This window comes from Dyella sp. 05T440 (genome assembly GCF_056395965.1).
Window position 1 is genome coordinate 108978 of sequence record NZ_JBFTKN010000014.1, and the last position, 13312, is coordinate 122289.

12 protein-coding genes are annotated in these 13312 nt (G+C 66.0%); 9 read left to right on the forward strand and 3 right to left on the reverse strand.

Translation table 11 applies throughout. From position 1 onward, the window contains the following. Nucleotides 1-87: 87 nt before the first annotated feature. The 7 genes from AC1DE1_RS17285 to AC1DE1_RS17315 all read left to right on the forward strand — a co-directional run bounded on the left by AC1DE1_RS17285 (nucleotide 88) and on the right by AC1DE1_RS17315 (nucleotide 8409). Nucleotides 88-306 carry a hypothetical protein gene (locus AC1DE1_RS17285; RefSeq protein ID WP_441604847.1) on the forward strand — a complete coding sequence of 73 codons (219 nt, stop codon included), beginning with the start codon at nucleotides 88-90 and terminating at the stop codon, nucleotides 304-306. A gap of 181 nt (nucleotides 307-487) precedes the next feature. After that, nucleotides 488-1660, forward strand: coding sequence for an FAD-dependent oxidoreductase (locus AC1DE1_RS17290; RefSeq protein ID WP_441604848.1), 1173 nt, complete (start codon nucleotides 488-490; stop codon nucleotides 1658-1660). 118 nt (nucleotides 1661-1778) lie between these two features. Continuing rightward, a complete protein-coding gene (locus AC1DE1_RS17295; protein ID WP_477179159.1) occupies nucleotides 1779-3734 on the forward strand; it encodes a serine hydrolase domain-containing protein in 1956 nt (651 codons plus the stop codon). Nucleotides 3735-3792: 58 nt separating this feature from the next. Beyond that, nucleotides 3793-5988 carry a DNA helicase II gene (gene uvrD / locus AC1DE1_RS17300; protein WP_441604850.1) on the forward strand — a complete coding sequence of 732 codons (2196 nt, stop codon included), beginning with the start codon at nucleotides 3793-3795 and terminating at the stop codon, nucleotides 5986-5988. An 8-nt stretch (nucleotides 5989-5996) separates the two neighbouring features. Further along, complete coding sequence (locus AC1DE1_RS17305) at nucleotides 5997-6566, forward strand: FUSC family protein (RefSeq protein WP_441604851.1); 570 nt, start codon at nucleotides 5997-5999, stop codon at nucleotides 6564-6566. Nucleotides 6567-6666: 100 nt separating this feature from the next. Then, nucleotides 6667-7020, forward strand: a complete 354-nt coding sequence (locus AC1DE1_RS17310; RefSeq protein WP_441604852.1) for a hypothetical protein — start codon at nucleotides 6667-6669, stop codon at nucleotides 7018-7020. A 102-nt stretch (nucleotides 7021-7122) separates the two neighbouring features. Then, nucleotides 7123-8409, forward strand: a complete 1287-nt coding sequence (locus AC1DE1_RS17315; RefSeq protein ID WP_477179160.1) for a hypothetical protein — start codon at nucleotides 7123-7125, stop codon at nucleotides 8407-8409. A gap of 25 nt (nucleotides 8410-8434) precedes the next feature. On the opposite strand, the gene AC1DE1_RS17320 is transcribed toward AC1DE1_RS17315, so the two are convergent. The 3 genes from AC1DE1_RS17320 to AC1DE1_RS17330 all read right to left on the reverse strand — a co-directional run bounded on the left by AC1DE1_RS17320 (nucleotide 8435) and on the right by AC1DE1_RS17330 (nucleotide 11637). Next, nucleotides 8435-9691: a heme biosynthesis HemY N-terminal domain-containing protein gene (locus AC1DE1_RS17320; protein WP_477179161.1), complete on the reverse strand. Its 1257-nt coding sequence runs from the start codon at nucleotides 9689-9691 to the stop codon at nucleotides 8435-8437. Further along, entirely contained in the window at nucleotides 9688-10788 is a 1101-nt protein-coding gene (locus tag AC1DE1_RS17325; protein WP_441604855.1) for a uroporphyrinogen-III C-methyltransferase, read from the reverse strand. The genes AC1DE1_RS17320 and AC1DE1_RS17325 overlap by 4 nt, the downstream gene beginning before the upstream one ends. 78 nt (nucleotides 10789-10866) lie before the next feature. Next, complete coding sequence (locus tag AC1DE1_RS17330) at nucleotides 10867-11637, reverse strand: uroporphyrinogen-III synthase (protein ID WP_441604856.1); 771 nt, start codon at nucleotides 11635-11637, stop codon at nucleotides 10867-10869. Between the two features lie 104 nt (nucleotides 11638-11741). Between AC1DE1_RS17330 and AC1DE1_RS17335 the strand changes: the two genes are divergently transcribed. Both AC1DE1_RS17335 and AC1DE1_RS17340 read left to right on the forward strand, forming a co-directional pair. Beyond that, complete coding sequence (locus AC1DE1_RS17335) at nucleotides 11742-12224, forward strand: YiiD C-terminal domain-containing protein (protein ID WP_441604857.1); 483 nt, start codon at nucleotides 11742-11744, stop codon at nucleotides 12222-12224. A 52-nt stretch (nucleotides 12225-12276) separates the two neighbouring features. Continuing rightward, nucleotides 12277-12696 (forward strand): hypothetical protein, encoded by a 420-nt coding sequence (locus AC1DE1_RS17340; RefSeq protein WP_441604858.1) that lies wholly within the window; start codon nucleotides 12277-12279, stop codon nucleotides 12694-12696. Nucleotides 12697-13312: the final 616 nt, after the last annotated feature.

Consider the following 13312-nt stretch of genomic DNA (forward strand, 5'->3'; position numbering starts at 1 on the left):
TGGCGCGTCGACGACTTGGCGCGGTTTCACAGCGGCGTGACGCGCTCTGGCGATTCTTCGTCCGTCCACCTTTTCAAGGAGCTTTCCATGCGTGCAGTGCTGATCATCCTCGGCGTCATTTTGCTGGCCGGCGGCATCTGGGTCCTGTTGGGCCATGGCAGCTATCAGACCACCGACACCCTCGTGCAGATCGGCTCGGCTAAAGTCAGCGCCACGCATGACAAGGCGTTGCCGCAGTGGGTGGGTATTGCGGGGATCGTGGTGGGCGCGTTGTTGGCGCTCGGTGGGTTCTTCAAGAAGGGCTGATGCCTCCTTAGCTCGTCATTCCGGCGTAGGCCGGAATCCAGTTGCCGTGCATTCGGTTCTCGCGATGCGTCGAAGATCTCTTACGTTCGCGCGAAGACCGCTGCCCGTCGCTACTGGATTCCGGCCTGCGCCGGAATGACGAGCGTGTAAGCTTTTCGCGCCGCAACCTCTCGGAACGCCCATGGAACGCCGCCAATTCCTGCGCCAAGCCAGCGCCACGCTCGCCGTGGCCTCGACCGCGGGACTGGCCGCCTGCACCGCGCCAGCAGTGAAATCGCGCTCGGCCTCTACCGCCTGCTCCCCATCGCTGGCCCCCATCCGCGCCAGCACCGACCGCATCACCGGCGTCTATGTGTGCACGCGCCCGTTCCGTGCGGCAGGTCCGCGCATCGAACTGGAAAAAATCGGCAAGAAAACGTTGGTGCACAACTATGGCCATGGCGGCAGCGGCTGGTCGCTGTCGTGGGGCTCGGGCACGCTGGCGCTGCAGATGGTGCAGGCGAGCGGCGCACGCGAATTGGGCGTAGTCGGCTGCGGTGCGATTGGACTCACGACCGCCCTGCTCGCCCAGCGCGCCGGGCTGGCCACGCGCATCTATGCCAAGGCCTTGCCGCCGGAGGTGTTCTCCATGCGGGCATCGGGCCTGTGGACACCCGACTCGCGCATCTGCGACGCCGCACACGCCCCCGCCCTGGCGGACCGCTGGGAAATGATGACGCGCATTTCCTACGCGCGTTACCAGAGCCTGCTCGGCCTGCCGGGCCAGCCGATCGAATGGATCGACGGGTATTCGCTGGCCGACGCGCCGTTCGGCAAATTCCACGGTGAGGTGGCGGACGAACCCGAGTACGGCGAATTTGCCGACCGCGTGCGCGATCTCACGCCACGCCCGGTGGAATTATCACTAGGCCAGCATCCGTTCCCCGAACCCTATGTGCGTCGCTACACCACGCTGATGTTCAATATCAGCAGCTATGCGAACTATCTGATGAGCGAATATCTTGCGGCCGGCGGCAAGATCGAGATCCGCGAATTCGAACACGCCGAGCAGCTTCAACAGTTGCCCGAGCACACCCTGGTCAATGCCACGGGCTACGGTGCGCGCGCACTGTTCAACGACGATACGGTGATCCCCGTGCGCGGGCAGACGGCAAGGCTGATTCCGCAGCCCGAAGTCACGTACGGATTGCGTACGCAAAATCTCAGCGTGGTGCCACGCAGCGACGGCATCATGGTCCAGGTGATCGGCGACGGCGGCAACTACAACAACCCGGACATCACGCCGCAGCGCGAGGTTTCCGAAGCGGCGGTGCGCGAACTGGCCGATGTCGTTGCCCAGATGAAACGCGACTGAGCGCACGCTTCCAGCTGAAAACCACCTGACGCGCGTTGACGCCACGGCGACGCCACGCCACAAGGGGCGGTGCATACTTGCCCATCGTCCCCGCCGCATCTGCTTCAAGGAGTCCCGCATGCTCGCCATCGCGTCCACCGTGATGAGCCGTCTCCGTTCGCGGACATGCGCTGCGACGCTGACCCTGATGCTGCTGCCGGCCAGCCTGTGGGCGCAGGCGCCGATCCAGATCACGCCACTGCCGGAGGCCAAGCACGCCACCGTCACCCAGCTGGGCGCATCCGAACTCGACGCCCGCAGCCTGCAGCCCTGGCTCGATGGCGAAATGAACGCCCTGATGCAGAAGGGCGAGGTGACCGGCGCCGTGGCGGTGGTGGTGAAGGACGGCGAAATCCYCTATGCCAAGGGTTATGGCGAGGCGGACGCCGAGGCGAAGAAGCCGGTTGATCCGGCCAGCACGATGTTCCGCGTTGCCTCGATCTCGCAGTTGTTCACGTGGACGGCGGTGATGCAGCTGGTCGAGAAGCACAAGCTCGATCTCGATGCCGACATCAATCGCTATCTCGATTTCGGCATCCCCGCGCGCGATGGCAAGCCGATCACACTGCGCGACCTGATGACGCATACAGCGGGCTTCGAGGATGTGCTGAAGGATCGCTATGCCGCGGATCCCGCATCCCAGATGCCTTATGACGCCTGGTTGAAGCAGTGGGTGCCGTCGCGCATCTATCCCGCAGGCGAAATTCCCGCGTATTCCAGCTACGGCGCCACGCTCGCCGGATACATCGTGCAGCGCGTGTCCGGACAGCCGTTCAACGACTATATGGAGCGGCATATCCTGGCGCCGCTGGAGATGAAGCACGCCAGCTTCCGACAACCGCTGCCGGCCCCGCTGCAGGCGGACATGGCGCTCAATTACGGCAAGCGGGATACGCCGCCGCATCCGTTCGACTTGCGCACGGCGGTACCGGCAGCGGCCTTGTCTGCAAGCGGCGAGGACATGGCGCGCTTCATGATCGCGCACCTGCAGTACGGCCGTTCCGGCAACGCGCAACTGCTCGAACAGGCCACCGTGCAAACGATGCAGAGCTACCAGCGCGCGGCGATTCCCGGTCTTCCTGGTATGGCCCTGGGCTTTGCGCATCTGGATCATGGCGACCAGATCATCCTCGGCTATGGCGGCTCCCATGCCGGCTTCAACGGCCTGCTCGCGTTGTTTCCCGATCATCACACCGGCATTTTCCTCGCCACCGATGGCGGCCAGGGCCACCCTCTGCTGCGCGAGTTGGTGAACCGCTTCTCCGATCGCTATTTTCCGCCGTTGCCGCAATTGAAGCCGGCCACGCTGGCCACCGACAAACAACATGCGGCGCAACTGGCAGGTCGCTATACCTCCAGCATCACCTCGACCGACAACCTGCTCGCGCTGCGCAACCTGTTTCGCCAGACCATCATCAGCATCGCGCCGGACGGCACGCTGCTTACGCCGATGTTCGGCGCAGCGCATTGGCGTGAAGTGAAGCCGTATCTGTGGCTGGATGATGCCAGCGGCCGGCACCTCGGCGCGCTGGTGCGCAACGGCAAGGTGAGCATGCTGTCGGTGGATACGGTGTCGCCGATCGAGGTGTATCTGCCGGCCAGCGGCTGGCCGGCCTCGCGTGTCCTTGGCATGGTCATCGCGATGCTCGGCGCGTTCGCCCTGATCGCCTTGTCGTGGCCCGTCGTGGCGCTGCTTCGTCGGCGCGAGATATCGACGCTCACGGACCAGGACCTGCGTTGGTATCGCCTCAGCCGGCTCACCGCCATTCTCTACCTGCTGTTTGCGGGTGGCTGGTGCCTGCTGCTGCCGCGGCTGGGCGTGGCCCAGCTGGACACGCGGCTGCGACTGCTCCACATGGTCGGCATCCTGGCGGTGCTGGGTACGCTGGGAGTCGCCATGGAATGCTGGCGCGCCTGGCGCCGTGGCGGCAGCTGGTGGCGCCGGATCAGCGCCACAATCCTGCTGTTGACGTGTCTCGCCGCCATCGCGTTCATCGCCTGCTGGCACCTGCTGAGCCCGGGTCTCAACTACTGAGGCCCGACTCGGGCACCCTGGCGGGAACGGCCTTGCCTCCCCCGGTACAATAGGCAGGATGGATGTCTCCCACCTGATCGACAAGCTCAACGACGCGCAGCGCGAAGCCGTATGCGCGCCTCCTGGCCACTATCTCGTGCTTGCGGGCGCCGGCTCCGGCAAGACGCGCGTGCTCACGCACCGCATCGGCTGGCTCACCCAGGTGGTGGGCGTGTCGCCGTGGTCGGTGCTCGCCGTCACCTTTACCAACAAGGCCGCCGGCGAAATGCGCGCCCGCCTGGACCAGCTGATCCCGGGCGGTACCCAGGGCCTGACCGTGGGCACCTTCCACGGCATCGCGCATCGCCTGTTGCGCCGTCACTGGCGCGAGGCGGGCCTGCCGGAAGGTTTCCAGATCCTCGACGCGGATGACCAGCAGCGCATCATCAAGCGCGTGATCGCCGGGCTTGGCCTCGACGAGGCACGCTTTCCGCCGCGCCAGGCGACGTGGCAGATCAACCAATGGAAGGACGAAGGCAAGCGCGCGGACACCATCGAGCATCGCGACCACCCGATGACGCGCACCCTGGTGCAGATCTACCAGGCCTATGAAGAATCCTGCCGCCGAGCCGGCCTGGTGGACTTCGCCGAGCTGCTGCTGCGCGCGCACGAACTGTGGTTGCACAACCCGTCCATCCTCGATCACTACCGCGATCGCTGGCGCCACCTGCTGATCGACGAATTTCAGGACACCAACACGCTGCAGTACGCGTGGATCCGCGTGCTCGCCGGCCACACCGGCCAGGTGTTCGTGGTGGGCGACGACGACCAGGCCATCTATGGCTGGCGCGGCGCGAAAGTGGAAAACGTGCAGCAGTTCCTGCGCGATTTCCCCGGCGCCAAGACCATCAAGCTCGAACAGAACTACCGCTCCACCTCGACCATTCTCAAAGCCGCCAACAGCGTGATCGCCCGCAACGGCGGCCGCCTCGGCAAGCAGCTGTGGACGGATGGCGGCGAAGGCGAGCGTATCGCGCTGTACGCGGCCTACAACGAACAGGACGAGGCACGCTTCGTCATCGAGCGCATCCGCGAGTACGTCGCCGAGCATGGCCAGGCGCGCGATTGCGCGATTCTCTATCGCTCCAATGCGCAGTCGCGCAACTTCGAAGAACAGCTGATGCAGCGGGATATCCGCTTCCGCGTCTATGGTGGTCAGCGCTTCTTCGATCGCGCGGAAATCAAGGACGCGCTGGCCTATCTACGCCTCTCCTCCAACCGGCAGGACGACGCCGCGTTCGAGCGCGCGGTGAACACACCGCCGCGCGGCATTGGTGATCGCACGCTGGATGTGTTGCGCCGTCGTGCCCGCACCGAACGCAGCTCCATGTGGGAGGCCGCGCTCAGCGAACTCAGCGGCGGCAGCGAGCTGGCCGGCCGCGCAAAGAACGCGGTGAAGGCCTTCCTCACCATGATCGAGGACATGGCGCGTGCCTTCGCGGGCGCAGGCGTTGGCGACGCGCTCGCCCTGGCCGAACAGATCGACCACGCCATCACCCACACCGGCCTGCGCGACTTCTACGAAAAGGACAGCCGCGGCAACGCCGAATCGCGCGTGGAAAACCTGGACGAACTGGTCAACGTCGCCAGCCGTTTCGAGCTGACGCCCGATGACGAGGAAGCAGGCCTGAGCGAATTGTCGGCCTTCCTTTCGCACGCCGCGCTGGAAGCCGGCGAAGGCCAGGGCGAAGCCTGGGATGACTGCGTGCAGCTGATGACGCTGCATTCGGCCAAGGGCCTGGAATTCCCGGTGGTGTTCCTGGTCGGCATGGAAGAAGGCCTGTTCCCCAGCCAGCGCTCGGTGGAAGACGAAGGCCGCCTGGAAGAAGAACGCCGCCTCGCCTACGTGGGCATCACGCGTGCACGCGAACGCCTGTTCATCACCTATGCCGAATCGCGCCGCATGCATGGCGTGGAAATGCTCGCGCGCCCATCACGCTTCCTGGCGGAAATTCCGCCCGAACTGATCGACGAGGTCCGCCCGCGCGTGCAGGTGAGCCGCCCGCTTTACGGGGCACGTCCGAACAGCGGATCGAAGTCGCTGGAAGAGAGCATGCCGCTGACGCTTGGCCAGCGCGTGAGCCACCCCAGTTTCGGCGAAGGCATCGTGGTGACGGCCGAGGGCAGCGGCGCGCATATGCGTATCCAGGTCAACTTCGCCAACAGCGGCAGCAAGTGGCTGGTCTATGCCTATGCCAATCTGACACCTCTGTAGCCACGCCCATGAGCGACCAGCCCTCCCTGCGCGACAACCTGCGACGCCTCGTCGACGTCCAGCAGGGCTTGGCTTATGTATACCGCCACCAGCCATGGACGCATCGCCTGGTGCAGGGCTTGTGGTTCGCCTTGCAGGCGCTGCTGGCGGCAAGCAGCGCCTATGGGCTGGGCCTGCTGCTGCATACCCAGCAGGCCTTCTGGGCAGCCATCACGGCCATCGCGGTGACGCAGCAGACCTATCTGGATACGCGCTCGTCCTCGCGCGACCAACTGATCGGCGCGCTGGTGGGCGGCGTCGTAGGTTTCAGCGCCACGTTGTTGCTGGGCGAGCAATACAGCGCCTACGCCGTGGCCATCGTGGTCTCCATCACCGCCTGCTGGCTGCTGGGCGTTGGCAGCGCGGGAAGGCTCAGCGGCACAACCACCACCATCATCATGCTGGTGCCGCATACCGGATCGTTCTGGTTGATCGCCCTCACGCGCGTGGGCGAAGTGGCGCTGGGCATCGTCTGCTCGCTGGCCGTGGTGATGCTGGCCGAGCGCGTACAGCGCTGGTGGGTACGCCCAGGCGACTGAGTCGCCTTATGATCTGGCCGATGAACGCAGGAAGGTTCGACGGGAACCGCCGGCCGATGGCGGGCTCCCATCTTTCGATGCATTCGACCCAGGCCATGCCATGACCGACATCTCCGATAGCAGCCCCGAAAGCCAGCGCGCGCGCCTGGACCACGATATCTGCGTGCATATCTTCACCGCATCGGCCGCGATGGTCGGCGTATGCCTCACCGTGATCGGCATTCTTCGCGTGGTGATTTCGCTGCGCAAAGAGGACCTGCTCGGCGACGACCTGCTGGCCTTCAACTCGATGCTTTATCTCGCCTCGTGCCTGCTCTCGTACTGGGCGCTGCGCACGCGCAGCCTGGGCCGCAACCATCGGCTGGAACGCATGGCCGACACCATTTTCCTGGTAGCCCTGGTGTTCACCGCAATCAACGCCGGCTTCATCACCTGGGCGATCTCGGCCAGTTAGCCGACGTGACAGACCATGGCCGGCGCGCCATGATCTTGCCCGCCGTCAGGGGGAGTGACGGAGAAGCCATAGGTACGTTGCAGGGCCGCAGGGTCCTGCGACGTGGCACCCGACATTCGGCCGGACATTCGAACGCATATGCAGACACCGTGGTTCCTGGATCACCTCGGCCTCACCACCGCGGCCGACGCCGCTGATATCAAGCGTGCATACGCCGCGAGGCTGAAACAGGTCGACCAGTCGACCGACATCGGGGGTTTCACGCGGCTGCGCGAGGCGTACGCCGCCGCCACTGCATGGTGTCGCCGCGCCAGCGACGGCGCAGCCGCGGAAACTGCTCCGCTGGCAGCCGCGCCGGCACCGGCCCAGCTGCCTCCGTCCTCGGCGACGGTTGCTGCCACGACCGAGATGCCGCTGCCCGATCCGCATGCGCCGGTGAACGTGGCGAATCGCGCCTTGCAGCAACTGGCGCAACGGCTGGGCTGCGGCGAACCGTTAGACGTGGTGTTCAGCGAACAGCTGATCGGCCTGCGAGGCGAACACCTCCAGGTCACGGCCATCTTCGAAGCCATGCTGATCGACGGGCTTGCCGCGATGCGCCTGCCGCAACGGCTTGCGCTGTTCGATGCTGCCTGCAACCAGTTCGGTTGGAACGACGTCATCCATGTGAAGCAAATGGGCGCGCGTGGAGGGTGGATTCGTGCAGTACAGGAAGAAGAGATCGCATGGAGGCGGACTGCGACAGCCACCGGTTGCAACGACCTTTTCGATCGCCTTGGCGGCGCACCACCGCTCGATCGCCCCGACCTCGTACCCTCGCACTTCACGCGTGACGCTACCCTTCGCTGGCCGGACATGCAGCAGTTATTGCAGAGCTATCCGCATTACCTCGCGCTGCGCGTCGAGCGCTCAGCGCTGGCGGCCTGGGAACAGGCATTCGCGGCACTACCGCCGCGAGACAAGGCGATGGCGGAGTCGTTCTCCAACCTGCCTTCGCCTGCGGCGTATCGACAGGCAGCTCCGCCACGCACGCGCACAAACTATGGCGGCAGGTTGGGCGCTGTCGTCGGCGTCATCGGGTTGATCAACGTGTTCAGCCATGCGTTCAATAGCGAGCCGCACGCGCCAACAACCGCTACATCGGTGCCAGCGGTCACCGCGCCACTGGTGTCTCGTCCTTCCTTCACGCTGCCCGAGCATGTCGCCATCACCCAAGGCAATTGCGAGCGCATCGAGCATGCTGTGCACGAGCCGGACTGGTCACCACCACTGGATCCAACTCAGTTGCATCGCCTGCGCGATGCCACCTTGTCCTGCCTGCGAGGCGGCCGGTGGCCTCATTGGCGCATGGCCGATCCCCAACTGGCACAGCTGGGAACTCAGACCTGAAGACGATGGATGGCCTGCCGCCCGCTTATTCGGGCAAGCGCGGCACACCGTGTTCGCTGCGCTCTTCCACCGCGATGGGGCGGGTGTCCAGGCGCGCCGAGCGCGCACCCTGCGGCAACGGGGCAACCGCTTCGCCACGCGCCAGCGCCAGGGCATTGCGGTAACAACGCTGGGCCAGCGCGGCATCGTCCTGGCCGGCGTAGACGTCGCCCAGCGATTCCCACGCGCCGCTGCTGGGCGTGAGGGCCAGCGAACGTTCCAGATACTGCGCCGCCTTGCCCCACAGGCCCTGGCATACGCACATGCGGCCCAGCGTGAGCAGCAGCGCGGCATCGTTGGGATGGGCGTCGAGCCACGACTCGGCGCGACGCAGGCGCGCTTCGATATCTTCACCGCCGAGCGCACCGTAGGTTTCGATCAACAGCGGCGACCACTCGCGACGCAGTGCCGATTCCACTTCGTCCATCGCCGGCAACACCATGCCGAACGATGCCGCCTGGCGCGCATAGGCGTCCACCGCCGCAGGCACGCGACGCTGGGTCTTCGGGAGTTGCGACCACAGGGTGTTGAGCGCAGCCGCGTCGGAGGCTCCGCGCAGTGAAGCGGCCAGCACCTGGCCTTCCAATACGGCAAAGGTCTTCGTGCTGAGCGAGCCACTCTTTTGCAGTGGCTCCAAGGCCTGTCGCGCCCGCCGCGTATCGCCGCTGGCGAGGGCAGCAAGCGCGAGTTCGCGCCAACCACCGGGCGTGAGGCTGCCGGCGTCGGCATCGGCCGCCAGCAGATTCACGGCTTCAGCAGGACGACCCTCGCGACGCAGTACCCGGGCGCGCAGCACGCGGGCGCCACGCGGTGCGACCTGGGCCGCGTCGTCCAGCGTAGCGAGCGCGCGACTGTTTTCGCCGCGACGCGATGCGGCCTCGGCCGCCGCGAGCAAGGCAGGACCACGCAGCACATCCAGACGCGAGGCACGATGCAGATCGCGCTCGGCATCGCCGTGGCGACCTTCCATCAACGCGAGCAGGCCATCACTCATTTTCCGGCGGCTCAGCCGGCGATGGCGACGGGTGAACGCGCCGAACGGCCAACGCACGGCAAACCAGAGCGCGCTCAGCAGGGCCCAGGCCAGCAGCAGGATCACAATCGCGGCAACCGCCGTGGTTTCCGCCTGCCAGCCGCGCAGCTGCACCAGCACGTAGCCTGGATCTTCCGCTACCCAATGCCAGCCGAACGCGGTCAGTGCCGCCACGATCACCAGCAGCAGTATCCAGCGCCACAACGTCATGACTTGGCTCCGGCCGAGCTGCTGGCCGCGGGCTTGAGTGCATGCACGGCGCGCAGATTGCGCAGCTCGCCCAGGGCCGCACCCAGCTGCACCGCCGCACCGGGCGGCTGGGCAAGCAGGCTCGCCAACTGCGTGCGCGCCTGCTGTACCGGCGCGGCGTTGATGTCGAACTGCGCCGCGATGCCGGCATCGGCGCGCTTGAGCGCCGCGATGTAGGCGTCGCGATCGGAGGCCAGCAGCGCCGCCTGCGCTTGTGCCAGATCGATCGAAGCGAGCTCGCGCGCGAAGCGTGCATCGGCCACCGACAGCGGTGCGCCATTCGTGCGCTGCACCTTCACCACTTGATCGAGGGCGCCCATGATGCGCGACCAGCCGCCGGGGGCGCTGTCCGATGCCGCGGCATCCAACGGCTTGAGCGGCAGTTCCATGGTCGCAGCGCGCAGATTGCTCAACGTGTTCAGCGCGGTGTCCACATTCATCGTCTGCGTCTTGCTCAGCGCTTCGCGTTCCGCGCCGACGCTCTGGCGCAGACCGGAGAAGGCGCCGTCGTTGACCGCGGCGAGTGCCTGGTCGGCGAGCGCATAGGCAGCGAGTGCGCCCTGGGCGTCGTGGAACAGGTCGTAGCGTTCCTTGGCCATGCGCAGCAGCGATTCGGTTTCGTCCAGCAACATGGCGTCGTGGCCGGACAGCGTCTTTTCGGACAGCTTGGTCACTGCGTCTTCGAGATTGCGCGTGCGCTCGGACTGGCTCAGCAGCTCCTCGCGCAAGGAGCGATTCACCTGATCGGCATCGCCCAGGCGCTGGCGCAACAGATTGCGCTCACTGTCGCTGGCGCCGAACGCACTCTCCAGGGTATCGACGCGCTGCTTGAGTCCGCTGAGCGCCGCATTGCCGGCGGCATTGCCCTGTTCCTGCCGCCATTGGCGCCAGCCCACATAGCCGGCGCCGCCAAGGGCAAGCAAGGAGATCAGCAGGGCCACCGCCAGGGTGCCGCTGCCGCGCCGGGCTGGCGGCGTCACGCGCTGGGCGCGGGGATGGGTGTCTGAACGCGCGCCCGCAGGCGCACCACGATCGAGGAAGGAGTCGTCTTGGCTCATGCGCGACATGCTAACAGCCCACGCCGGGGGGCTCGCATCAAACGCGCGTGAAGGCGTGGGGTTCCCGCAGGAAAACGCCTAAGAACGGGCTGCGGCTGCCAGCAAGTTGTCCGATAGCGCCGAGGCTGCCACCGCGACGCGCCTGAAGCCGGCAGCATGCGCGGCCTCGGCGAGCCGCTCGCTGCTGGCGATGGCCACCGCCCGGATCAGCTGCGCATACGCATCGGCAGGCAAGCCCTGCTTGAGGTTATCCAGCGCTTCGGCGCTGGACAGCAGCACTCGCGCGTCAACCGGCAATTGGCGGATGGCATCGAGCTGACGACGCTGCCAGCGCGGCGTGCCGCGGCGATAGACATGCACCTCGCGCAGCTGTGCACCACGCGCAAGCAGTTCCGCACGCAGCACGCCGCGACCACCCGGCGCACCGATCAGCGCCACCCGGCGGTCCCGCACCTGAGAAAGCCCGGGTTGTTCCAGCAGACCTTCGCTGTCCTGGCGCGCCAGCGGGGCAAGCGCATCGACACCATGGCGCGCCAATGCCCGCGCCGTGCCCTGGCCTACCGCAAGCACGGTGGCGGTGGTTCGCAACGGCGCCAGCCGGGCGGCAAAACGTACGGCGGCGGGGCTCGTGTAGATCAGCAATTGGTCGCTCAATGCGGCACGCAGCTCGATAGCCGCCGCCTCCGCATCATCGACCGCACGCAGCGACAAACCCGGCAACAACAGCGGCACGCCGCCCATCCGCCGCACCCGCCGCGCCAACGGCGAACCCGTACCGGCCGGGCGCGTGATGACCACGGTGCGTCCGTCCAGCGCGGGCTCGGCAAGGGTCGGGGATCGCGTGCTCATGGGCCTCTCCGGGGGTGCCGGGGAGTGTAGCGGCCCGGGCCGTAGCGGTGCTGTCCCGCCTGGGTGCGTAAACTACGCCTTCCCCCCATGCCTACCCCGCGACGATGAGCAGCACCGAACGACACACTCTTGCACGCAAGCTGGTCAACTTCATGCGCGATGAAATTCCCCTGGCGCAGACCATGGACGTCAACTTGCACGGCTGCGACGAGCAGCAATTCTCCCTCGCCGCCCCCTTGGGCCCGAACATCAACGACAAGGGTTGCGCCTTCGGCGGCAGCCTGGTCAGCGTGATGACGCTCAACGGCTGGGGCCTGGTCGAACTGGAACTGCGCATGCGCGGCCTCGAATGCGACCTGTTCGTCGGCGAATCCACCGTGCGTTACCTGGAACCGGTCTGGGAGGGCTTCGTCAGCGAAGCACGCCTGGCCGAAGGTGCGAACTGGGTCACCTTTTTCGACACGCTCGACTCGCGTGGCCGCGCCCGTATCGAGGTGACCTGCCTGGTACCCGGCACCGGTACCAAGCCCGCCGCGACACTGGAAGCCCGTTTCGTGGCCAAGCGACGCTCCCCCGACGCCGTATGAAAAAGTCTTTCTGCTTGGGCACAATGCAGGCCTAGTCCAAGGGGAATGCCAGATGCGCCGCGTCCTGATCCCGCTCGTCACGCTGTCCGTGCTTGCACTCGGTGGCTGTGCCACCAACAAACGCAACGACGACCTCACCACCACGCTCAATGCGTACGCCAGCGCGGTGCGCTGGGGCGACTTCAACGCCGCCCTGGTGTTCGTGGACCCGAAGGTGCGCGAGGCCCATCCGATCTCGCCCCTGGAGATGTCCCGCTACCAGCAATACAAGGTCAGCGGCTATGACGACGGCAACGGCGTCGTACCCAATGGCCAGCTTGAAGTGAAGCAGACGGTGAAGATCAACCTGGTCAACGTGAATACTCAGGCTGAGCGCACGGTGACGGATCACCAGACGTGGCGTTATGACGCTGAGAGCAAGCACTGGTATCTGGAGACGGGGTTGCCGGATATCAGTGGGAAGCCGATGTAGGGTGAGGTTGATTCGGCCGATGGCCGCGGTGCGGGTTAGTTCGTCGTCCCGGCGGTGACCTTTTTTTTGATCGTCATCCCGGCACAGGGGCTCCTGTTTTTTGCTCGTCCTCTCGGCGCAGGCCGCCCTTTGCTCGTCATTCCGGCGTAGGCCGGAGGCGCTTTTCAACGGCCAAAGGGCTGGTCATCCAGTCTCGTCAGTCTCCGGTCGTCGCCTCGAGGCCAGCGTGCCGCCTGCGCGGCGGGCGTTTCGATCGGCTGCCGCCGACCGAGTCACTTTTCTCTTGCTGGCCCAAGAGATCCCTCGGGACTAGCTTCGCGTCGAAAGTAACCCAAAGAGAATGGCCTGATAACGCCCGCAGCATCGTGTTGGGATAAGCCCGAGCGCTCGAGACGCGCTGTTGCGGGACAACCTCCGAGGGTACACAGGGGATACTTCCAAGCGCTGCGCAACGCGCCCGAATCGCTGAGGACTTAAAGCGGGGCCTCGCTTCGCATCGGCTTTGGGCATCGCTCATTTTCTCTCCAACGCCCGCTTGTCTGTGGGAGCGCACCCTGTGCGCGACAGCCACGATGCGGTGTACCGCTCCGTAGGTTTGTCGCGCACAGGGTGCGCT

Excerpts from the sequence above, each read along its gene's own strand:
- AC1DE1_RS17305 (WP_441604851.1), top strand. The coding sequence starts at position 5,997 with ATGAGCGACCAGCCCTCCCTGCGCGACAACCTGCGACGCCTCGTCGAC.
- AC1DE1_RS17335 (WP_441604857.1), top strand. The coding sequence starts at position 11,742 with ATGAGCAGCACCGAACGACACACTCTTGCACGCAAGCTGGTCAACTTC.
- uvrD (WP_441604850.1), top strand. The coding sequence starts at position 3,793 with ATGGATGTCTCCCACCTGATCGACAAGCTCAACGACGCGCAGCGCGAA.
- AC1DE1_RS17325 (WP_441604855.1), bottom strand. The coding sequence starts at position 10,788 with ATGAGCCAAGACGACTCCTTCCTCGATCGTGGTGCGCCTGCGGGCGCG.
- AC1DE1_RS17285 (WP_441604847.1), top strand. The coding sequence starts at position 88 with ATGCGTGCAGTGCTGATCATCCTCGGCGTCATTTTGCTGGCCGGCGGC.
- AC1DE1_RS17330 (WP_441604856.1), bottom strand. The coding sequence starts at position 11,637 with ATGAGCACGCGATCCCCGACCCTTGCCGAGCCCGCGCTGGACGGACGC.
- AC1DE1_RS17310 (WP_441604852.1), top strand. The coding sequence starts at position 6,667 with ATGACCGACATCTCCGATAGCAGCCCCGAAAGCCAGCGCGCGCGCCTG.
- AC1DE1_RS17290 (WP_441604848.1), top strand. The coding sequence starts at position 488 with ATGGAACGCCGCCAATTCCTGCGCCAAGCCAGCGCCACGCTCGCCGTG.
- AC1DE1_RS17340 (WP_441604858.1), top strand. The coding sequence starts at position 12,277 with ATGCGCCGCGTCCTGATCCCGCTCGTCACGCTGTCCGTGCTTGCACTC.
- AC1DE1_RS17320 (WP_477179161.1), bottom strand. The coding sequence starts at position 9,691 with ATGACGTTGTGGCGCTGGATACTGCTGCTGGTGATCGTGGCGGCACTG.